The sequence below is a fragment of the Sorangium sp. So ce281 genome, from assembly GCF_051527395.1.
GTDB classification, from domain to species: Bacteria; Myxococcota_A; Polyangia; order Polyangiales; family Polyangiaceae; genus Sorangium; species Sorangium cellulosum_B.
Genome location: NZ_CP150322.1, coordinates 11,747,632 through 11,767,803 on the forward strand (window position 1 = coordinate 11,747,632; position 20,172 = coordinate 11,767,803).

Here is a 20,172-nt window from a genome sequence, read left to right on the forward strand (position 1 = left end):
GAAATCGATTAAGGATGGCGCTGGCCACGGAAGTGGAGAGGCTCGGCCGGACGTGGGCGAGCAGGGCGGGAGGGAGCGCGAGGATGGGTCAGGGGCGCCGGGACAGCGGCATCGTGGTGCCGGAGCAGTGGGGCGAGCTTTCCGGCGCACCGGGGCAGGAGGCGGGCCCGGGGCGCGGCACCGGCTCTTCTTTCCCTCCGACGCGCCGCTCCTCTCTCCCTCCGGCGCGCCGCTCCTCTCTCCCTCCGGCGCGCCGCTCCTCTCTCCCTCCGGCGCGCTGCGCCGACGCCCCGCCGCTCCATGTCCCGGCCGCCGGCGCCGCGGCCCGCTTTCGCACCCTCGGGGTGATCTCCCCCTTTCTCGACGGCTCGTTCTGGAACCCTGTCCTGCTCGGCATCCATGACTCGGCCCAGCAGCGCGGGTTTCGCACGCTGGTGCTGCGCGGTACGCCGTTCGAGGTCCACGCGCCGTCGCTCGCCGGGGAGCAGGTGGATGGGTGGATCGTCCTGATCGAGCTGCACGGCATCGAGGCGCTCGCGCGCGGCCGGGCCCCGTTCATCACCGTCGGCACGCGCGCCGCCGACGTCGCCTGTCCAGCCGTGATCCCGGACAACCACGGCGGGATGCGGAGCGCGGTGCGCCACCTGATCGAGCACGGGCACCGGCGCATCGCGTTCGTCGGCCACTTCGACGCGTACGACGTGCGCGAGCGCTTCGCGTCCTACAAGGACACGCTCGCCGAGGCGGGCATCGCCTTCGACCCCGATCTGGTCATCCGGAGCGGCAACAACTGGTACACCGGCGGCCAGGGCGCCGCGCCGGCGCTCCTCGCGCGGCTGCCTGGGTGCACGGCGGCGGTCTTCGCGACCGACAAGAACGCGCTCGGGATGATGCCCCCGCTGAGGGCGGCGGGCGTCCGCATCCCCGAGGATCTCGCCATCATCGGCTTCGACGACATCGCGGACGCGGAGAGCGCCGATCCGCCGCTGACCACGGTGCGCCAGCGGTTCGAGATGATGGGGAGCGCCGCGTGCGATCTCCTCGCGTCGATGATCGCCGGCGAGGCCTTCCCGGCCGAGGGCGTGCGCACGGCCAACGCGCTCGCCGTGCGGAGCTCGTGCGGGTGCAACACGGTCCAGGAGTTCCTCGACAAGGAGGACACGGTGCCCGACGAGGACGCCGCCGGCGTCCTGGCCCGGCAGCTGGTCGAGCTCCTGCTCCTGCCCCAGCCGCTCCCGCCCGACCTCCCGCCGACCGAGGTATGGCCGGCGGTCACGTCGTTGATCGACGGCTATTTCGCGGCGCTTCGGGGCACCGCGCCGCCTTCGGCGGCCGAGCTCGGGGGCGCCTGCCGGCAGGCGGTCGACATCACGATGGATGTGGGGACGTTGCTGGCGGCGATCCGCCTGCTGGGCCAGTTTCACGAGCGGCGCGGCGCGTCCCTGGACGACGCGGCCAGGCGGCGGGTGGAAGCGTTCCTGGAGCTCGTGCGCCTCACGATCACGCGGGCCCGGCTCGAGGCCGAGAGTCAGTATGTCCGCCAGCTCGGGGTGCTCGCGAGGACGAATTACGATGTGAGCTTCGCCCTGCTCGGCGGCACCCAGCAGGCGACGCGGTCGCTCTCGTGGCTCGAGACGACCACGGTGATCTGGGGCTGCCTCGCGCTGTGGGATGACCCGCAGGCGCGCTCCCGCCTCGTCGTCGCCGGCGCCTACAGCCGCGACGGCAGCCCGACGCCGCCGATCGGCCGCCGCTGTCGGCCGGAGGCGTTTCCGCCGGCGGAGATGCTGCCGCCGTCGGCCGAGGACGGCACCCACATGGTGCTGCTCTTGCCGATACGCTCTGCCCGGCGCGACTGGGGGATCCTGGTGCTCGTCGGCCCGACCCTCGTCGCCATGGCCGGAGACGAGGGGACGGTCGCGATCTGGGGGACGCTGCTCGGCGCGGCCCTGGAGCGCGACGCGCTGGTGGAGTCGCTGTCGTCGCAGCACGCCGACCTGCAGAAGGCGTACGAGATCGAGCGCGCGCTCTCGGAGACGGTGCGCGAGCTGGGCTGTCCGCTCATCCCGCTCCTGCCCGGCGTGCTGCTCGTGCCGCTGATCGGGATGATCGACGGCGGCCGCGCCAGGCAGGTGCTCGAGAAGGTGTCCGAGGGGGTGAGCCGGCACAGGGCCTCTTCCGTGCTGCTCGATCTCACGGGCGTGCCGTTCGTGGACGCCCGGGTCGCCGACACGGTGGGCATGACCAGCCGCGCGTCGGCGCTGCTCGGGGCGCGGGTCTATCTGGTCGGCGTGCGCCCGGAGATCGCGATGAGCCTCGTCGGCGTCGACCTCGGCGTCCTGAGCACGTTCTCCTCGCTGTCGGCGGCGCTCCGCGAGCTCGCGCCGGCGGGGCGGCGCGCGCGCAAGGCGAGGCGTGGGGCGCGGTGAGCCGCCTTGACCTGCCGAGACGCGGCTGGCGTAGAATCGGTCCATGCTCGCCGTGCATTGCCCGCGCTGCGGGCGACCCGCGCCTGTGTCCCTCGCCAGCCCGGATCGGATGGCCTGCGCGGCGTGCCACTACCGCGGCCCGCTGCCCGGGGAGGCGGCGCAGGGCCTGCGCGCCGCGGCGCACGTGGTCTTCCAGACCGACGTGCGCCGCCGCCAGCTCTCGGAGGCGCTGCGGCGGAGGCTGGTCACGGCGTCCCGGCGGCACGCGCGGCTGCTTGTCGTGTTCGCGCTCGCGTCGGTGCCGATCACCCTGCTCGGCGCGCTCATCGTGCTGGGGGTCTGGGTCAGCCCCGACACCGAGGGGAACGTGATCACCGGCGGCATGGTGGTGGCGGCGTGGCTCGGCACCGTCGGGACGGGCGCGGCCGTGCTCGCGGTCATGCGCAGCAGGCAGCGGCGGCTCGAGGAGGCGTGCGCCGCGCGCCCGCCGGCGGCCCCGGGCGAGCCGGCGGCGTGCCACGTGTGCGGCGCGCCGCTCGGCGCGGGTGACGGCGCGATCGCGCGGTGCGGCTTCTGCGCCGCCGACAACCTGGTCGCAGCGCCCGTCCTCGAGCGGGTGCGCGCGCGCCAGGTCGTGATCCTGCGGTCGTTCGAGCAGGCCGTGAGCGCCGAGCTCGCCTCGTTCGGCCGGGCGACGTCCGGCGCCGCCGCGGTCGTCGTGGCGACCGCGCTCGCGGTCCCGGTCGCCTCGTTCGTCCTCGCCGTCGCCGTCACCCTGGTGGGCGAATCGAGGCGGTCGCCGGTGGACGCCGCCGTGACGTACGCGGTCGTCGGCACGCCGCTCGGGCAGTGCATCGGAAAGATCATGCCGGGAAAGGGCGGCGGCACGGCGGTGCGGTTCGGCGGGTTCCGGCGCGCGGAGCTGCCCGAGGAGCAGGCGATCGCGCCGGGAGCGCCGATCGAGGCCGTGTCGCCCGCGTCCCTCGTCGGCCGCTCCGTGACGGCGAAGCAGGGGGCAGGCGTCGTTCAGGGGGTGTTCTCGTCGCCGCTCACGGGCAACTCCGTCGAGGTCCGGCGCGAGGAGGGGACGTCGTTCACGAGCAGCATCGCCGGCCTGTGCCTGAGCGGCCCGCCGCCGAGGTGATCTGCGCGCATTTCGCGCCCGCGTCCAGCAATGGACGTCGAGCGATCAATCGCTGTCGATCGCCGCATTCCGCGCGGACTCCGCGATTGCTGCGCTGTCCGCAATCGCGGAGCCCGCGCGGCGTTCGGCCGTCGCTCTTCTGTGTGGCGCGTGGCGCGTGTCGCGTGGCGCGTGGCGCGCGGCGGCGCGGTGCGGGCGCGTACGGGGGCGCCGCGCGCCGGAAGTTAGTTGTTCCGCGCCGGCGCCCGCCACGTATAGTGGGGGGTAGTTGGTTGGGGGTAGTCGGTATTCACACCCAGTGGAGACAAGATGAGCCAAGGTGGCTGGGGCGGGGGATCAGGGGGCGGTCAGGGCGGTGGTGGTTACGGGCAACCGCCGGGCGGCGGCTACGGCCCGCCGCCGGGGGGTGGCTACGGACAGCCACCCGGGGGCGCTGGCCCCGGTCAGCCTCCGGGCGGTGGTTACGGCCAGCCTCCGGGACAGCCGCCGGGCGGCAGCTACGGCCAGCCTCCGGGCGGTGGTTACGGCCAGCCGCCGGGCCAGCCTCCGGGCGGCAGCTACGGCCAGCCTCCGGGCGGCAGCTACGGCCAGCCTCCGGGCGGCGGTTACGGCCAGCCTCCGGGCGGTGGTTACGGCCAGCCGCCGGGCCAGCCTCCGGGCGGCGGTTACGGCCAGCCTCCGGGGCAGCCGCCGGGCGGCAGCTATGGCCAGCCGCCGGGGCAGCCTCCGGGCGGCGGCTACGGCCAGCCTCCGGGGCAGCCGCCGGGCGGCAGCTACGGCCAGCCGCCGGGGCAGCCTCCGGGCGGCGGTTACGGCCAGCCGCCGGGGCAGCCGCCGGGCGGTGGTGGCTGGGGCCAGCCTCCGGGAGGCGGCGGCGGCTACGGCCCGCCCCCGGGCGGCGGCGGCGGCTGGGGCCCGCCTCCGGGCGGCGGTGGCTACGGCCCGCCTCCGGGTGGCGGCGCCGGCTGGGGTGGGGCCAACCCCTACCAGCCCCCGGGCGGCGGCGGGGGCTACGGCTCACCCCCGGGCACGGGCGTCGCGGCGCCGTGGGGAGCGGGAGATGCGGCGTCCTTCGGCTGGGAGCGCCTGAAGCGCGACCCGGCTGTCCTCATCGGCGCCATGGTCGTCGTCGGGCTCGCGTCGAGCGTCCCCAACGGCATCGGCGGAGGCATCCAGGCGGCGCTCGCGAAGGACGCGCCCTCCGCGGGGGCGGCCATCCAGTTCCTGATGCAGGCCGTCGCGCTCGTGGTCGGCGCCTACTTCGCCGGAGGCATGAACAACCTGCTGCTGAAGGTCGCGCGCGGCGAGCCGTACTCGTTCAGCGACGTCCTTGGCGGCGGGCGGTGGTTCCTGTCCATCCTGGGCGCCCAGCTCCTGACCGGTCTCGCTGTCGGCGCCGGCATGCTCCTCTTGATCGTCCCCGGCGTCATCGTCGCGCTCGGCCTGAGCATGACGACGCTGTGCATCGTCGATAAGAACCTGGGCGCCATCGACGCCATGAAGGAGAGCTGGCGAATCACGACCGGCCACAAGGGGGGCATCCTCGTCTATGCCCTGCTCGCCTGCGCGCTCGTGCTGGCGGGCGTGCTCGCCTGCTGCCTCGGCACGCTCGTGGCCGCGCCGGTCGCCGCCATCGGGCTTGCGTTCATCTACCTGCGTCTGACGGGCCAGCCCACCGCGAGCTGAGCCTCCCCAGGGCTCGCTCCCGCGCCGCCCTCGTCCCTGCAAGCCGAGCCCCTCCCGCGCGCCATCGTCGCGCCGCCTCGCCTCTTCCGCCTGACAGATCCCCTCATTGGGGCGGGAAATTGAGCCGGGCGGCGGGGGACGGTGAGATTGGTGGGATTTTACTCCCCGTCTCCCCGCCTCCCTGTGAATTTCTCCGAAAAATTCGAGGAGGAGCTCCAGACCTCCGTCTCCGCCTCCGTTTCCGCCCCGCGCCGAGCGCGCCCCTCCCTTCTCCCCCCCGTCCCCGGCCGCTCTCATCGCCTGTCCGCGCGGCGCTCCTCGCCACAAACCTCCTTTGCGACACATCGAGTCTCCGCCGCCATCCGGCGGCGCCGTACCCTCTCCAGGAGGCGCGGAAGGCGCCGTAGCGATCGTCAAACAAAGCTCCTTCGATCGATTGCGGTTCTCCAGATCGCATGTTAATCGGTGTCTCCTCTGGGACTCCCGCGCAGCGAGGCGCGGAGCCGGGGGGACATCGCGCGGCGGGCGGGCGTTCGGTCTGCCTGCCGCGCTGCGCCGTCGTGCGCCCTCCGCTCGCGAGGCGCTCTCTCTCATCACCCGCTCGCCCGCTGCTCGTCCAGACCGGAACGGAGCATCCTATGCCTGACCATGTCCTGATCACGGGGGGAGCCGGGTTCATTGGCTCTCACCTGGCCGACGAGCTGCTCCGAAAGGGGGAGCCGGTCCTCGTCCTCGACAACCTCTCGCGCGGGTTCGTCGAGCGCAACGTCGAGCGCCTCAAGGGGCGTCACGGCGCCGGCGTGGAGGTCCGGGTGTGCGACGTCCGGGACGAGCAGGCCGTGAGCGACGCCGTGCGGCGCGCCTCGTTCGTCTTCCACCTCGCCGCGCAGGTCGCCATCGCGAGGAGCGTCGCCGACCCGGCGCTCGACTTCGAGGTGAACGCGCGCGGCACGCTGAACGTGCTCGAGGCGCTCCGGAGGCTCGACCGCCCTCCGCCGCTCCTCTTCGCCTCCACCAGCAAGGTCTATGGCGCGCTGCCCGATCTGCCGATCGAGCGCGGCGAGGAGCGGTATCGACCCCTGTGCGAGAGCGCGCGCGAGCACGGCATCTCCGAGCGTCAGCCGCTCGATCTCCGGGGCCCCTACGGGTGCTCGCGGGGCGCCGCCGACCAGTACGTCCTCGATTACGCCCGCACCTTCGGCCTCCACGCCGTGGTGCTCCGGGTGGGCTGCGTCTACGGCCCCCCGCAGTTCGGCAACGAGGACCAGGGGTGGATCGCCCACTTCGTCGCGCGCGCCATCCGCCGCGACCCGATCACCCTCTACGGCGACGGGCTGCAGGTCCGCGACGCGCTGTTCATCGAGGACCTCGTCGACGCCCTCCTGCGCGCGCGGCGCGCGCTCAAGCCCGCCTCGGGCCGCGCCTTCAACATCGGGGGCGGCCCGGGCACGGCGGTGAGCCTCGTCGAGCTGCTCGATCTGCTCGAGGAGCTCGACGGGCGCCGCCCGGTCGTCTCGCTCGCCGCGTGGCGGCGGGGCGATCCGCGGTACTACGTCTCCGATTGCCGCGCATTCCAGGCGCTCACCGGCTGGGCGCCGCGGGTCGCCCTGCGCGACGGGCTGCGCGCGCTCTATCAATGGCGCCTCGGCGTCGAGGCGCGCCTCGGGGCCGTCTACGCCGACATCCCCTCGTCGGTCCGGATGGACCGGCTGGAGGCCGCCTCGTGAAGGTCGCGCTGGTCAACCCGCCCTGGACCTTCCACGGCAGCGTCTACCTCGGCTGCCGCGAGCCGCACCTGCCGATCGAGCTCGGGTACGCCAGGGCGCTGCTCGAGCGCGCGGGCCACGAGGCCGCCCTCATCGACGCCCAGGCGCGCGGGATCGACCTCATCGCGCTGCGCGACGAGGTCGCGGCGCTCCGCCCGGCCATGACGGTGATCGCCACGGCGCCGAGCTACCTCGCCTGGCGCAGCCCCCCGCCCGAGCTGCGCGTGCCCATGGCGGCGGTCGCCGCGCTGCGGGGCCACGGCGGCCTCCTCGTCGCCGTCGGGCCTCACGGCTCCGCGACCCCGCGCGCGGCGCTCCGCAAGCTCGGCGTGGACGTCGTCGTCCTCGGCGAGTGCGAGGAGATCCTCGTCATGCTCGCCGGCGCGACCGAGTCGCGCTTCTGGCAGATCCCGTCGATCGCCTACCGCAGGAACGGCATCGACCACGTGCAAGGAGGCCCTTACGCCGCGTGCCTGAGGACGCTGCCGGCCCTGCGGTGGGACGGCGCGACGATCGCGCGGCACGTCCACCACCACCACCGCTTCGACGCCGTGCCCGAGGGGCCGAGCGCCGAGATGGAGACCTCGCGCGGCAGCCCCTGCCGCTGCGCCACCTGCGCCAGGGACGGCGCGCGCGACAGGCTCCGGAAGCGCCCGCTCGCGACGGTGCTCGACGAGCTCGACGCGCTCCTCGCCGAGGGCGTGCGCCACGTCTATTTCATCGACGAGCGCTTCCTGCCCGACCGGGCCCTGCTCGAGGAGCTCTGGGCGCGGGACGTGGTGTTCGGCGTCCAGCTCAGGATCGACAGCTGGTCGCGCGAGATGCTCGATCTCCTCGGCCGCGCGGGCTGCGTCTCGATCGAGGCCAGCGTCGAGCGCCCGTCGATCGAGGGGATGGACGCGCTCGCCAGGCGGTGCAGCGCCTCGACCGAGGAGCTCACCGCGCTGCTCGTCCACGCCCGGCGCAGCGTGCCCTTCGTGCAGGCCAACCTGAGCGACGCGGGCCCCGGCGATCCGGCCGAGGCGGCGTCGTGGCGGCAGCGCCTCCTCGGGCTCGGCGTGTGGGCCAACGAGCCTGTCCCGGCGTTCCCGTACCCTGGCTCGCCCGCGTACACCCGGCGGTGGGGGGCGCCGGACGACGGCGCCTGGGAGCGGGCGCACGCCCATTACATCGCCGAGCACCGGACGTTCGGGGATCTGCCGGACAGCCGGCCGCTGCCGCTCACGGAGCTCGAGCATGGCGCGCGTTGACCGCCGATCCCCGGGCGCCGCGGCGCCGCGGCCCGGCCGGGTGCTGATGACGGCCGACACGCAGGGCGGCGTGTGGACGGTCGCGCTCGAGCTCGCGGGCGCGCTCTCCCGCGCCGGCGTGGCCACGGCGCTCGCGATCATGGGCGGGCCCCTGTCGCCCGCGGCGCGCGCGGCGGCCGCCGCGATACCGGGCCTCGAGCTCGTGGAGAGCGCCTACCGGCTCGAGTGGATGGATGACCCGTGGGACGACGTCGCGGCCGCCGGCGACTGGCTGCTCGACCTCGAGGAGCGGGTGCGGCCGGACCTCGTCCACCTGAACGCCTACTGCCACGCGGCCCTGCCGTTCCGGGCGCCCCGCATCGTCGTGGCGCACTCCTGCGTGCTGTCGTGGTGGCGCGCGGTGCACCGCCGGCCCGCGCCGGTCCGCTACGAGCGCTACCGCGCGCGGGTCGCCGAGGGGCTCCGGGCCGCGGACGCGGTGGTCGCGCCGAGCGCGGCGATGCTGAGCGCCCTCGCGGGCGAGTATGGCGCGCTCGGCCTGGGCCGCGGCCATGTCATCCCGCACGCGCGGGACCGCAGGCGGTTCGCGCCGGCGCCGAAGGAGCCGTTCGTCTTCGCGGCCGGCCGGCTCTGGGACGAGGCCAAGAACCTCGCGGCCCTCGAGAAGGTCGCGCCCCGCCTCGCGTGGCCCGTGCTCGTGGCCGGGAGCGACGTCGCGGCGGGCGGCGTCGGCCGCCGCGCCGGGGAGAGCCTCTGCTCGCTCGGGTGGGTCGAGGAGCCGGAGCTCACGTGGTGGATGTCGCGCGCCGCGATCTACGCCTCCCCCGCGCGGTACGCGCCGTTCGGCATGGCCACCCTGGAGGCCGCCCTCTCCGGCTGCGCGCTCGTGCTCGGCGATCTGCCGAGCCTGCGCGAGGTCTGGCGCGACGCCGCCCTCTACGTCCCCGCGGACGATCCGCGCGCGCTCCACGCCGCGCTCGACCACCTCATCCGGGACGTCGCGCGCCGCGAGGCGCTCGGCGCGCTCGCCCGCCGTCGCGCGGTGCGCTTCAGCCCGCGCGCCATGGCCCGCCGCTACCTCGACGTCTACGCCCTCGCGCTCGCCGCCCGCCCGCCGGCCCCCCGGCGGGTCTGCCCTCCGTCGTCGCCTTCACCCTGCGGGACACCATGCGAATAGCCCTCTTCTGCCACTCCTTGCTCTCCGACTGGGATCACGCGGACGCGCACTTCCTCCGCGGGATCGCGGCCGAGCTCGACGCGCGCGGCCACGACGTGCTCGCCTTCGAGCCCGAGGACGCCTGGAGCGCCCTGGGCCTCGTCGCCGCGTACGGCCCGGACGCGCTGCGCGAGGCCGCCGCCGTCTATCCGCGCCTCCGCCCGCGCCGTTACGCGCTCTCCACGCTGGACCTCGACGCCGCGCTCGCGGGGGTCGACGTCGTGCTCGTCCACGAGCGGAGCGACCCGGAGCTCGTGCGGCGGCTCGGCGAGCACCGCGCGCGCGCGGATCGTTATCGCCTCTTCTTCCACGACACGCACCACGGGCTCATCACCGATCCGGCCGCGATCGTGCGGCGCGATCTCTCGGGGTACGACTGCGTGCTCGGCTTTGGAAAGAGCGTTTGCGATCTCTACCTGAGCCGCGGCGTCGCGCGGCGCGCGGTGGTGTGGCACGAGGCCGCGGACGCGCGCCTGTTCCGGCCGCTGCCCGAGGTCGAGAAGGAGCGTGATCTCGTGTGGATCGGCAACTGGGGGGACGGCGAGCGGACGGCGGAGCTCCACGAGTTCCTCGTCGAGCCCGTGAGGGCGCTCGGGCTCCGCGCGCGGGTCCACGGCGTGCGTTACCCCGATCGCGCGCTCTCGGCGCTCGCGGACGCCGGCATCGAGTACGCCGGCTGGCTCCCCAACCACCGCGTCCCGGACGCCTATGCGCGCGCCAGGATCACGGTGCACGTCCCGCGGCGGCCGTATGCCGCGTGGCTCCCCGGCATCCCCACGATCCGGCCGTTCGAGGCGCTGGCGTGCGGGATCCCGCTCGTGAGCGCGCCGTGGACCGACGTCGAGCGCCTCTTCTCGCCTGGCCGGGACTACCTCGTCGCGCGCACGGGCGCGGAGATGACGGAGCACCTCCGCGCGCTGCTCGCGGACCCGGAGTTCGCGCGCGGCGTCGCCGAGCACGGGCGCCGGACGGTGCTCGCGCGCCACACGTGCGCGCACCGCGTGGACACGCTCCTCGACCTGATCGACGAGCTGCTCTTGCGGCCGTGCTACCGGCTCGGCGAGGCGGCGGAGGACGACGTGGAGCGGAGCGGCCCTGCGTCCGGCGTTCGCCGCTGCGACCCGGGCCGCTACCGGAGCCCGCTCGCGTGAGGTGCTGCGCGGCGCGGGGGGTCTCGGCGGTTCACGAGGGGCGGTGTTGCGACGACGGAGGTGTTCCGATGGGTGACGCGAACGGTAGGACGGTGGGGAGCGGCATGCGCGTCCTGGTGGCGGGGGGCGCCGGCTTCATCGGCTCGCACCTGTGCGAGCGGCTCCTCGCGGACGGCCACGAGGTCATTGCGCTCGACGATTTCTCGACGGGCTCGCCGGCCAACGTGGCTCACCTGATGCGCAGCAGCCGCTTCTGGCTGGTCGAGCACGACGTGGCCCTGCCGTTCGATTACGAGGTCGACAGGGTTTACCACCTGGCGTCGCCGGCGAGCCCTGCGCGCTGGCGGGGCGATCCGGTGCGCTCCACCATCACGAACGTGATGGGCACGCTGCACGCGCTCCTGTGCGCCGAGCGGCACGGCGCGCGGCTCTTGCTGGCGTCGTCGAGCGACGTGTATGGCGATCCCGAGGTCGACCCGCAGCCGGAGGGCTACCTCGGGCGGGTGGACCCGGTCGGGGTGCGCGCCTGTTACGACGAGGGCAAGCGCTGCGCGGAGTCGCTGGTGATGGCCTTTCACCGTCAGGGGCGGGCGTCGGGGCGGATCGCGCGGATCTTCGACACGTACGGGCCGCGGATGGCGATCGACGACGGGCGTGCGGTGAGCAATTTCATCGCCCAGGCGCTCCGGGGAGAGGAGCTGACGGTCCACGGGAATGGGTCGCAGGCGCGGAGCTTCTGTCACGTCGACGACCTGGTGGAGGGGTGTTTGCGGCTGATGGAGCACCCGTCGGAGGTGGGGCCCGTCAACCTGGGGAATCCGGTGGAGGTGACGGTGCTCGATCTGGCGCAGGAGATCGTGCGGCTCACGGGGAGCGCGAGCCGGATCGCGTACCGCCCGCTGCCGGAGGGCGATCCGATGCGGCGGCGCCCGGCGATCGACCTGGCGCGGCGGGCGCTGGGGTTCGAGCCGCGGGTGCCGCTCCGGCAGGGGCTCTATGCGACGATCCAGAGCTTCCGGCGCGCGCTGGCGGGGCTCGACGAATGCGCGCGCCGGGCGGAGCCGGCGATGGCGAGCTGACGCATTGCCGCCCTGCGATCGCGCTGTCGGGGGCGGAGCGGGCGCCTCGAAGCGCACGATTGCCACGTGGGCTCCTCGGCCACGTCGCTTGCGATGCGGCGTGTTACGCTGATAGCCTCGCTCGTCGTGAGCGGTTGGGCGGAAGCGCGGGAGGGGTGGCGCCGCGACGTGCGCGTCGTGCGCCGGCGCGCTCGCGTGGCGATTGCCGGGCTGATCGCGATGGGGGCGGTGGCGGCGCTCACGGCGCTGACCGGCGCCTGGCACATTGTGTTGCTCGGCTCGACGGACGTCTCGCCATCGACGTGGCGGCTTGCCAACACGCTCCGTGAGGTCGGGGGGTTGCTCGAGCTGGGGCTCGGGCTCGTTGCTGGCGTGGTGTTCCTGCGCTGGCTCGCCCGGGCGGTCGCGCTGGCGGGCGTGCTGGATCTCGTGCGAGGGTTTTCCTGGACGCCGTCCGAGGCGGTCCTGGGATTCTTCATTCCCGTCGTGAACCTGGTGCAGCCGTACAGGGTGCTGCGCGATCTCCACGACGGCCTTGCCCCGGAGGCCGTGCCCGAGCCTGCGCCGCGCCCTCTCCTGGACGGCGGGGGTGGTTACCGGCGCGTCGAGATGGCGCACGCCCCGCGGGCGGGCGCGGTGCACCATGCCGCGCTCGGCGCGTGGTGGGGGTGTTATGTCGCGAGCCGCGGCCTCGGGTGGCTGGCCTCTTCCATGCCGGATCTGACCGTGGCGGAGTTCATCCGGTGCCGGGTTGCGTTCATTGCGTCCGACGCGGCGTCGATCGCTGCTGCGTGGCTCGCGGTGCGGATGATCCGGGCGATCGACAGCCGGGTCGCGGAGCGCCATCGACGGCTGGCGTACGCTTCCGAAGAGGAGCTCGACCAGCTCCTCGTGGAGCGCGATCTCCAGCTGCGGCGGGACATGGCGAAGATCGCCGACTTCGACGATCCCGAATAGGGGTCGCGCCTCCCGGCCGAGATCTCTCTCGGCGCAAACCGGGCGACGCCGATCCTGTCCATCGGTCTTCACCAGCGTACCGGGGTTCAGCCGCAAGCGCCAGGAGGCCACCGGGAGCGACGCTGCGGCGCTCGCTGACGGGTTGGGATATACAGTGAACAAAGCGTGCGCGCGGGGGAGCCATGATCGCATTCCGTGTCTCGGTCAATGGAGCGAAGGTCTGCACCGCGGGCGTCGGCCCGACCGGCGTTCTGACGATCATGGTCACGCGGGTCGCCGGCTCTCCGGAGGCGCTGCTCGGGGACGGCGACGTGAGGATCTGCGGGATGGCATCTGAGCCGCGAGAGTTTTTTCTGTGGCCTTCCCGCGCGCTCAGGGTCGGGGACGAGATCGGGATCGAGGTCCTCGATGTCGACACGGTCGACCCCCCCTTGAAACGCATGCCGGGCGCCGAGTCGTATCGCGACACGCTGCTCCGCCAGGTCCGTACCGCGCTGGGCGCCTTCGCCGGGCCGATGATCCGCGATCCACGAGGGCAACTCGCGACCATCTCCCGGAGCGCCCGGGACCTTCTCTCGAGGACCGCGACCGCGATGGCGCGCCGCGCTCTTCGTCCGCCTGGCGCGCGCGCAGAACGCGCCGTCCTCGTCGAGCTGAACTCGCGGCGCGTCTGTGTCGCGGGGGTGCCGCGCCGTGGTCATGTGATGTCCTTGATCACCTGGGCCGGACCTACGGGAAGCGGCGTTCCCAGCCATTTCTGGTTCTCGGTCGGTGGCCGAGACTACCGCACGGACGAATGCCTGCGCTGGAGCTGTCCGGCGCTGGCCGTCGGCGATCATCTATCCATCCGATTTGCCCGTTCGAGAGAGCACGACGCGCCCACGCGACGCCGCCCGCTGGCGCGGTAGGCCAATGCTTTCGTCGCGCTCGGCCAATGCGGGGGCGCGCTCGCGTCTTAATAAACGCCTCATGAACGACGGAGCTCCCGTCCGAAGGAGGCAGGACATGACACGTGAGTTGCATCGACGAGCGTTCGTGCGTGGGATGATCGCGGCGGCCACCTCGCCGATGACCGTCATGGTCATGGATGAAACGTCGGGACACCGGCTCCTGCCGTGGCACCCTCGCGAGGACGACGAGGTTGCCCAGGAAGAACTCGACGGCATGGCGTGAAGGCGCCGGGCTGCTGCGGGGCGGCTCGTGGCGGAGGCGGGCGACATCGCCGTCGATCTGGATTTCGAGGGAGGGGCCGATGGCCACGACGCGGAGGTAGCGAGCCGCGCGCGCGTAGGCTTCCCCGACGGTGGCGCCGCTCCGCACCGCGAACCCGAGCGCTCCGAGGCTGCCCACCGGCAGCCTCTCTGCGAGGCGCACGCCGAAGCTGTCGTCGCGGGTGAGCCGGGCGGCTTCGCTCCAGAGCCGGGCCTCGATCGCCCGCGGAAAGCGCATGTCCGGATCGGCGAGGTTCCCCGGATCGACCCCGGCGGCGGCGAGCAGCTCCGTGGGCGCCACGCCGTCGGCCGCCGCGCCGGCGACGACGGCCTGGAAGACCTTCACGGAGATGTCGCTCATGGCTCTCCGCGAATTCAATCGCACCGGGCAGAGGCGGCGCAAGGAGCCCGCGCCCTCGCGAGGACGGCGCGCGTCTCGGCCTCAGTCGACGGAGGACCGCGGCTCGCGGCTGGGCGCAGCGCCGGAGCACGCCGGATCTGTGCGGCTATCTCGATCGATACCTCGACACGGCGGTCTCCACGCCTGATCTCGAGCTGCTCAGAACGGGGATTCCGAGGTGACGGACCAGCTCCGCCGCGGGGGCCATCGACGCCTGAGCCAGGAGCACCACATCGCCGGGGAGCGCCGTCGCCTCGATCGTCCTGGCGATCTCGCCGGCATAGCCAGGAGAGTCACCCATCTCGAAGAGCCGCCATGCTCGCCCGCACAGGACCTCGACGACATCGATCGAGCGACCCGCGTCCGAGGCTATCTGGCGCAGCAACTCCCCGGTGGGCTGAAAGGTGCTCCGGAGCGCGGCCACGACGAGGATACGGCGTCCACTCGCGACGGCTTGCTCGGCCATCGGGCGATCGATCCGCATCACGAGACAGTCCGAGACGGGGACCGCCTCCGCGACGCCGCCGAGGGTCGAGCAGGTGCACACGATGATTCTCGCGCCCTCGTTCGCGAGCGCCTGGACGACCGTGGCGGTGGCCGAGCGAATGCCGTCCGTGATCGCGCCGGCCGCCAGCGCATCCGCAAGGAGGCTCTCCTGAACCTCATGCCGGACCGGAATCGCGTCGTCTGCGTCCCGAACGAGACGGCTGAACGCCTCGACGTGAACGCGGGACGTATGAAGAAATGCGAGCATGTTCCTCGGTGTCCGGAAGGTCCAGGGCTCACCCGCCCGAAGGACCCATGTTCGTGGATGCAGAGCCATACCATCCGCTGCCGGAACATCACGCCGTCCGGCGTTGAGGGCTCCCTCCCTATCCGTTGGCATCTACGAGGTCGCTCCAGAAGCGGATCCTGCGAATGCCTCTGCTGACGGCGTCGACGGGAGGTGGTCGGCGAAATTCGCGGCGCAGGTACGTCGCGAGATCGCTGCCGTAGCAAATGATGTCGGTCTGGTAGACCGAGAAGACGGGGTTTCCGGCGAGCGCCGGCTCCGCCGGAATATAGCGGTGGCCCGCGACGGGAATCAGGCGGGGCGCCTCCGCGACTGCGGCCCGAGCGATCTGCAACGCTTCTGGCAGCTCCGGAGGGCGAGCGCCCCACGCGTCCAACCAGAACACGTTGTGCTCGATGTCGAACGCGATGCCTTCGAAGGGCCAGTCGAGCCGCCGGCGAATCTCCGTCGAGTGTGGCTCCCGCCAGTCGGGGAAGCGCTCGCCGGCCGGGAGCCCCTCCGAGAGAAAGGAGCGCAGATCGAGCGGAAACCTGGCGCCGATGACGGACTCGGCCCGGTCGATCTCGGATTCCGTCAGACCGGGGGCAATCGTGGCACCCGCGTCGATCAAGATCTGGTGCTCCGCTCGCCAATCCATTCGCCTCTCCCGTCCGCTCGATGAGCCAGTTCGTCGATGCGCGTGTGCGGGTTTACTTCGCTCGGCCGCGCGCGTGGGCTGCGCTGCCTTGCCGGGCGGCGTGCCTCGTCATGGGTCGATGAGCAGCCGCTTGGCAATCCTCTCGTCAACGGCGTAGGGCCTCTCGCGAGGCAGCGACTTCGCCGCGCTGTCCGCGTGGCCGGCCTGAATCTGCTGGTACATCTTCCTGACCAGGGGAGTTCGATCCTCGATGGCGACGACCCAGCTCTCCGCGTACTCGCGAATGAGATCGCGGCCGACGCCGACCTGGATGCTGTAGCAAGGCAGCGGGCCGCCTCGCAGGTTCCGCTCGGTATCCCATTGAACGTGCACCTTGGCTCCGGCAAACGCCTTGCTCCACTCGTCCGGCGAGCGAAACACCGTCGCTTCCGGCGAGGTGAGGACGGCGAGGGAGAGCGCCTGCTCCCAGCCCGTCCGCCGGATGCGGACGGCGAGGATCCGCTCCTGCCCGGCCTTGCGCCCCCAGTTGCTGCGGTGCATGAGCCAGAGAAACGACGGCTTGATCCATGTCATGCGACCGAACGAGAACGGGGCGACGAAGCGCTGGGCAGCGAGCGCAGGCTCGGCGATGGCCGGCGCGTAGGCCTGGTACATGACGATGGTCTCCGCGTCGTAGTCCGCTCGGATCTCGTGAAGCTTCGTCATGCAATCCACTCTTCGCGATCGGTAGGATCTGATGGGAGGCTACCCCCGAAGACGGCGCTCAGGCGAAGGACTTGATGAGCATCGCCTGCGAGTAGATGGCCACGAGGCCCGCGCGCTCCAGGTTACGCTGCGAGGTGCTCCCTGCCTCGGCCACCGAGTAGGCGAGGTCGCACCCCGCGTCGCGGGCGTACGGGAGGCGGGCGTCGATGAGGGCGCGCTGCACGCCCCGGCCGCGGTGGGCCGCGAGTGTGCCGCCCGCGAACAAAAGGGCGACGCGCTCGTGCACGTAGACCGCGCCGACGCCGGTGACGGGGCCGGCGGCTGACGATGCCAGGAAGTACGCCGCCCCTGGCATGTGGAAGCCCGCCTCGAAGATGTCGGCCCGATCGGACAGAGGCTCACCCGGCGTTGCGAAGGCGGAGAGCGAGGCCGCGACCGACGCCGAGGCGTCCTCGCGCGTGGCGCGCCGCACGACCACGCCGTGGGCGGCCGGCTCAGGCGCGTGGACCTCGATGGCGGGGGCGAGGTGGCGCATGAGCACGGTGTCGAGCGAGTCCAGGCGGAAGCCGCGCTCCCCGAGCCGCGCGAGCAGCGAAGGGTGGGCGAAGGGCGAGACCAGGATGCGCGCCGCGGTGCCGCGCGAGGCGAAGAAGTCCTCGAGGGCCTCCACGTCGCGCGCCTCGACCGGGCTGCTCATCCCGAGGCCGACCGCGCGCGAGAGCCGGGCGTGCGGGACGAGGAACGCGGCGCGACCGCCGGCGATGGTCGCGACGGCGGCGCGCCGCGCCGGGACCCGCGCGGCGACCTCGCGCGCGAGCGCCTCGATTTTCGCGGCCTCGGTGGCCTCGATCCGGGCGGACAGGGCCTGATCGACGAAGATGGGTCGGGGCGTCATGCGGCAAGGATAGCGCCGGAGACGGCGGCGTGGACGCTCACTACGGCCCGACGGGTCGGCGGCATCGTGCTGCCTCGCCCGCACAGGACCTCGACGACATCGATCGAGCGCTCCGCGTCAGCGGTGTACGGTCAGCGTTCTGGATGCGTGCGCTGTGCCCAGTTGACCGCGTAGGCCTGGGCATCCTCCACGTCCAAAGGCACAGCAGTCCAGGCGCCGACGGCATCACCAGCCTCGAACGCTAGCTGGTCTTCAGCGTTCTCGCGGCATTCGTGCCATGTGTCGCCAGCGAAGACGCCGTCTCGTGTGAAGCGGTAGAGGAGCGCTGGTCCGTCGTCGAGGACCTCCATCAAGACGACTTCAGCCGGTGGCATGAGGTGGCCTGCGCCTCCGAGCGTGTCCATGGTGTGGCGAGTGCCAGGCTCACCCCGCAGGGGACCAACATGCGCGACCAGACGAAGCTTGGACATGGAGCGAACCTCTCGGAGCCGCCGAACATCCTAGATCACCCACCACGCTTCAGGTACCCACGTTCTGGAAGCCGCCCGGGCGGTTCGGTCGTGTGCGGCGGCTGCTCAGCCGCGCCGCGCCGCCGCGCCGTCGACCACCGCCGGCACGGACTCCCGCATCACCTCGATGAAGCGACGCAGCCGGGCCGGATAGAAGCGGGCATGGGGATAGACCAGGTGGACCGGCAGCGGATCCGCCTGCCACGACGGCGCGAGGTGCAGCAGCCGCCGCTGCGCCAGGTCGTCGGTCAAAAGCCAGGACGAGGCCACGCAGACGCCCAGCCCCATCAGCGCGGCGCTGCGCAGGGCAACCAGGCTGTCGGTGCTCATGCGCGGGCGGATCGCGAGCTCGACCCGCTCGCCGCCCGACGCGTGGGTCAGCGTGATCGTGTCGCGGTAGTAGGTGCGCAACGCCAGCCAGGGCATGTCGGCCAGGTCCGATGGATGAGCCGGCCGCGCGGCCCGGCCCAGCACCGAGGGCGCGGCGGCCACGATGCGCGGCACCTCGGTCAGGCGCATCGCCACCACGGCCGGATTGGCCACCGCGCCGACCAGGATCGCGCAATCGATGCCGTCGGCGATGAAGCTCGGCTGCCCGTCGTGCAGCAGCCACTCGACCGAGACGCGCGGGTAGCGGCGCAGGTAGTTGGCCAGCGGCTTGACCAGCTGGTGCTGGCCGAACGCATGCGGCACGACCACGCGGAGCGTCCCGTCGGGCTGGTCGCGGTCGCCTCGCATGTCCGACGCGAACGCCTCCAGGCTGGCCAGCAGCGCCTTGGCGCGCTCGAAGCACCGCTCGCCGTCCTCGGTCAGCTTCATCGTGTGCGTGGAGCGCTGCAGCAACGGCAGGCCCAGCGAGCGCTCCAGCGCCTGCAAGCGCCGGCTCACGGTGGGCTGCGTCGTCCCCAGCAGGGTGGCCGCGGCCGACAGGCTGCCGGCCTCGACGATCCTCACGAACGTCTGCAGCAAGCCGATGTCGCCCAGCGACGAGGGCGAGGGGGGTGCCGGCCTGGTCATACGCTGAAGGTATAACCGTCGTGCGCTCCACGCCACTACAGCGCTGGAACAATACTTCGCAACCTCGGTGTACCATGCAGGTCATTCCGTTGACGCATACACCCCCCGCCACCCAGCCGCTGCCCGCCGCGTCCGCGCCGCCCTTGCCCGCCGCCCTGGTGCTGCTGCTGGCCACCGGCGCGGGCCTGGCCGTGGCCTCGATCTACTACAGCCAGCCCATGCTCGGCGTGCTGGGGGCCGAGATCGGCGCCTCCGACCGCGCGCTCGGCCTCGTGCCCACGCTCACGCAGCTGGGTTATGCGCTGGGCATCCTGCTGCTCGCGCCGCTCGGCGACCGCTACGACCGGCGGCGCATCATCCTGGCCAAGGCTGCCCTGCTGGCGGCCGCGCTGCTGCTCGGCGGCGCCGCGCATGCGATCGGCACGCTGCTGGTCGCCAGCCTGGTCACCGGCCTGGCCGCGACCCTGGCGCAGGACATCGTGCCCGCCGCCGCGACGCTGGCCCCGGAGGCGCATCGGGGCAAGGTGGTCGGCACCGTGATGACCGGCCTCTTGCTGGGCATCCTGCTGTCGCGCGTGATCAGCGGCTTCGTGGCGGAGAATTTCGGCTGGCGCGCGGTGTTCGTCGCCGCCGCGGCCAGCATCGCCCTGCTCGGCGCGGCGATGTGGCGCAGCCTGCCGCGCTTCGCGCCGACAACGCAGCTGAGCTACGCCGCGCTGCTCGGCTCCCTGGCCGCGCTGTGGAAGCGCCACGGCGCGCTGCGCCGCGCGACGCTGGCCCAGGGGCTGCTGTCGGTGGGGTTCAGCGCGTTCTGGTCCACGCTCGCCGTGATGTTGCACGGCGCGCCGTTCCACCTCGGCAGCGCGGTGGCGGGCGCCTTCGGCCTGGCCGGGGCGGCCGGCGCGGTGGCGGCGCCCCTGGCCGGCCGCATCGCTGACCGCAGCGGGCCCGAACGGGTGACGCGCATGGGCGCCGCCCTTTCGTTCGTGGCCTTCTCCGCCATGGCGCTGTCGCCCATGCTGTCGGCCCATGGACGGCTGTGGCTGCTCGGCGCAAGCGCCGTCGCCTTCGACCTCGGCATCCAGGCCGCGCTGGTGGCGCATCAGACCATCGTTTATGGCATCGAGCCCGGCGCGCGCAGCCGTGTCAATGCCGTGCTCGTCGTCGGCATGTTCGTCGGGATGGCCTCCGGCGCCGCGCTGGGCAGCGTGCTCTTTGCCCGGTGGGGCTGGCTTTCGGTGACGGCCCTCGCCTCGTCGGCGGCGGCCAGCGCGCTCCTCGTCCGACTCTGGCCGGCGACGCGCCCGTCTCCGCGCGCGTGACGGCT

At 72.9% G+C, this 20,172-nt stretch carries 17 protein-coding genes; 10 read left to right on the plus strand and 7 right to left on the minus strand.

The features are described 5' to 3' along the window. Positions 1 to 83 precede the first annotated feature (83 nt). The 9 genes from WMF27_RS45055 to WMF27_RS45095 all read left to right on the plus strand — a co-directional run bounded on the left by WMF27_RS45055 (position 84) and on the right by WMF27_RS45095 (position 12,678). Positions 84 to 2,429, plus strand: coding sequence for a substrate-binding domain-containing protein (locus WMF27_RS45055; protein WP_437762702.1), 2,346 nt, complete (start codon positions 84 to 86; stop codon positions 2,427 to 2,429). 43 nt (positions 2,430 to 2,472) lie between these two features. After that, positions 2,473 to 3,573 carry a hypothetical protein gene (locus WMF27_RS45060; protein WP_437762701.1) on the plus strand — a complete coding sequence of 367 codons (1,101 nt, stop codon included), beginning with the start codon at positions 2,473 to 2,475 and terminating at the stop codon, positions 3,571 to 3,573. A 309-nt stretch (positions 3,574 to 3,882) separates the two neighbouring features. Further along, entirely contained in the window at positions 3,883 to 5,259 is a 1,377-nt protein-coding gene (locus WMF27_RS45065; RefSeq protein ID WP_437762700.1) for a hypothetical protein, read from the plus strand. A 638-nt stretch (positions 5,260 to 5,897) separates the two neighbouring features. Then, positions 5,898 to 6,986 (plus strand): SDR family NAD(P)-dependent oxidoreductase, encoded by a 1,089-nt coding sequence (locus tag WMF27_RS45070; protein WP_437762699.1) that lies wholly within the window; start codon positions 5,898 to 5,900, stop codon positions 6,984 to 6,986. Beyond that, positions 6,983 to 8,275: a TIGR04295 family B12-binding domain-containing radical SAM protein gene (locus WMF27_RS45075; protein WP_437762698.1), complete on the plus strand. Its 1,293-nt coding sequence runs from the start codon at positions 6,983 to 6,985 to the stop codon at positions 8,273 to 8,275. The genes WMF27_RS45070 and WMF27_RS45075 overlap by 4 nt, the downstream gene beginning before the upstream one ends. Further along, positions 8,262 to 9,452 (plus strand): glycosyltransferase family 4 protein, encoded by a 1,191-nt coding sequence (locus WMF27_RS45080; RefSeq protein ID WP_437762697.1) that lies wholly within the window; start codon positions 8,262 to 8,264, stop codon positions 9,450 to 9,452. The genes WMF27_RS45075 and WMF27_RS45080 overlap by 14 nt, the downstream gene beginning before the upstream one ends. Then, positions 9,443 to 10,642 (plus strand): CgeB family protein, encoded by a 1,200-nt coding sequence (locus tag WMF27_RS45085; RefSeq protein ID WP_437762696.1) that lies wholly within the window; start codon positions 9,443 to 9,445, stop codon positions 10,640 to 10,642. Before WMF27_RS45080 ends, WMF27_RS45085 begins: the two co-directional genes overlap by 10 nt. A 68-nt stretch (positions 10,643 to 10,710) precedes the next feature. Next, positions 10,711 to 11,721 carry a UDP-glucuronic acid decarboxylase family protein gene (locus WMF27_RS45090; RefSeq protein ID WP_437762695.1) on the plus strand — a complete coding sequence of 337 codons (1,011 nt, stop codon included), beginning with the start codon at positions 10,711 to 10,713 and terminating at the stop codon, positions 11,719 to 11,721. A gap of 126 nt (positions 11,722 to 11,847) precedes the next feature. After that, on the plus strand, positions 11,848 to 12,678 hold the full coding sequence (locus WMF27_RS45095; protein WP_437762694.1) for a DUF4328 domain-containing protein: 831 nt from the start codon (positions 11,848 to 11,850) through the stop codon (positions 12,676 to 12,678). A 729-nt stretch (positions 12,679 to 13,407) separates the two neighbouring features. Here the strand turns inward: WMF27_RS45095 and WMF27_RS45100 are convergent. The 7 genes from WMF27_RS45100 to WMF27_RS45130 all read right to left on the minus strand — a co-directional run bounded on the left by WMF27_RS45100 (position 13,408) and on the right by WMF27_RS45130 (position 18,845). Continuing rightward, positions 13,408 to 14,250, minus strand: coding sequence for an AraC family transcriptional regulator (locus tag WMF27_RS45100; protein WP_437762693.1), 843 nt, complete (start codon positions 14,248 to 14,250; stop codon positions 13,408 to 13,410). Between the two features lie 145 nt (positions 14,251 to 14,395). Further along, the gene (locus WMF27_RS45105) at positions 14,396 to 15,043 is read right to left on the minus strand and encodes an aspartate/glutamate racemase family protein (protein WP_437762692.1); all 648 of its coding nucleotides are present in this window, start codon (positions 15,041 to 15,043) and stop codon (positions 14,396 to 14,398) included. Between the two features lie 118 nt (positions 15,044 to 15,161). Continuing rightward, positions 15,162 to 15,719 (minus strand): SMI1/KNR4 family protein, encoded by a 558-nt coding sequence (locus tag WMF27_RS45110; protein WP_437762691.1) that lies wholly within the window; start codon positions 15,717 to 15,719, stop codon positions 15,162 to 15,164. 108 nt (positions 15,720 to 15,827) lie between these two features. Continuing rightward, positions 15,828 to 16,424 carry a DUF4291 domain-containing protein gene (locus WMF27_RS45115; protein ID WP_437762690.1) on the minus strand — a complete coding sequence of 199 codons (597 nt, stop codon included), beginning with the start codon at positions 16,422 to 16,424 and terminating at the stop codon, positions 15,828 to 15,830. A 58-nt stretch (positions 16,425 to 16,482) separates the two neighbouring features. Further along, positions 16,483 to 17,319, minus strand: coding sequence for an N-acetyltransferase (locus WMF27_RS45120; protein WP_437762689.1), 837 nt, complete (start codon positions 17,317 to 17,319; stop codon positions 16,483 to 16,485). A gap of 131 nt (positions 17,320 to 17,450) precedes the next feature. Next, complete coding sequence (locus WMF27_RS45125) at positions 17,451 to 17,789, minus strand: hypothetical protein (protein WP_437762688.1); 339 nt, start codon at positions 17,787 to 17,789, stop codon at positions 17,451 to 17,453. Positions 17,790 to 17,894: 105 nt separating this feature from the next. Then, on the minus strand, positions 17,895 to 18,845 hold the full coding sequence (locus WMF27_RS45130) for a LysR family transcriptional regulator (RefSeq protein ID WP_437762687.1): 951 nt from the start codon (positions 18,843 to 18,845) through the stop codon (positions 17,895 to 17,897). Between the two features lie 74 nt (positions 18,846 to 18,919). Between WMF27_RS45130 and WMF27_RS45135 the strand changes: the two genes are divergently transcribed. After that, positions 18,920 to 20,167, plus strand: a complete 1,248-nt coding sequence (locus WMF27_RS45135) for an MFS transporter (protein ID WP_437762686.1) — start codon at positions 18,920 to 18,922, stop codon at positions 20,165 to 20,167. Positions 20,168 to 20,172 lie beyond the last annotated feature (5 nt).

Bases quoted from the DNA above. Each gene is read 5' to 3' on its own strand.
- WMF27_RS45115 (WP_437762690.1), bottom strand. From the start codon at position 16,424: ATGACGAAGCTTCACGAGATCCGAGCGGACTACGACGCGGAGACCATC.
- WMF27_RS45065 (WP_437762700.1), top strand. From the start codon at position 3,883: ATGAGCCAAGGTGGCTGGGGCGGGGGATCAGGGGGCGGTCAGGGCGGT.
- WMF27_RS45120 (WP_437762689.1), bottom strand. From the start codon at position 17,319: ATGACGCCCCGACCCATCTTCGTCGATCAGGCCCTGTCCGCCCGGATC.
- WMF27_RS45090 (WP_437762695.1), top strand. From the start codon at position 10,711: ATGGGTGACGCGAACGGTAGGACGGTGGGGAGCGGCATGCGCGTCCTG.
- WMF27_RS45055 (WP_437762702.1), top strand. From the start codon at position 84: ATGGGTCAGGGGCGCCGGGACAGCGGCATCGTGGTGCCGGAGCAGTGG.
- WMF27_RS45080 (WP_437762697.1), top strand. From the start codon at position 8,262: ATGGCGCGCGTTGACCGCCGATCCCCGGGCGCCGCGGCGCCGCGGCCC.
- WMF27_RS45125 (WP_437762688.1), bottom strand. From the start codon at position 17,789: ATGTCCAAGCTTCGTCTGGTCGCGCATGTTGGTCCCCTGCGGGGTGAG.
- WMF27_RS45070 (WP_437762699.1), top strand. From the start codon at position 5,898: ATGCCTGACCATGTCCTGATCACGGGGGGAGCCGGGTTCATTGGCTCT.
- WMF27_RS45110 (WP_437762691.1), bottom strand. From the start codon at position 15,719: ATGGATTGGCGAGCGGAGCACCAGATCTTGATCGACGCGGGTGCCACG.
- WMF27_RS45135 (WP_437762686.1), top strand. From the start codon at position 18,920: ATGCAGGTCATTCCGTTGACGCATACACCCCCCGCCACCCAGCCGCTG.
- WMF27_RS45085 (WP_437762696.1), top strand. From the start codon at position 9,443: ATGCGAATAGCCCTCTTCTGCCACTCCTTGCTCTCCGACTGGGATCAC.
- WMF27_RS45060 (WP_437762701.1), top strand. From the start codon at position 2,473: ATGCTCGCCGTGCATTGCCCGCGCTGCGGGCGACCCGCGCCTGTGTCC.
- WMF27_RS45100 (WP_437762693.1), bottom strand. From the start codon at position 14,250: ATGAGCGACATCTCCGTGAAGGTCTTCCAGGCCGTCGTCGCCGGCGCG.
- WMF27_RS45105 (WP_437762692.1), bottom strand. From the start codon at position 15,043: ATGCTCGCATTTCTTCATACGTCCCGCGTTCACGTCGAGGCGTTCAGC.
- WMF27_RS45130 (WP_437762687.1), bottom strand. From the start codon at position 18,845: ATGACCAGGCCGGCACCCCCCTCGCCCTCGTCGCTGGGCGACATCGGC.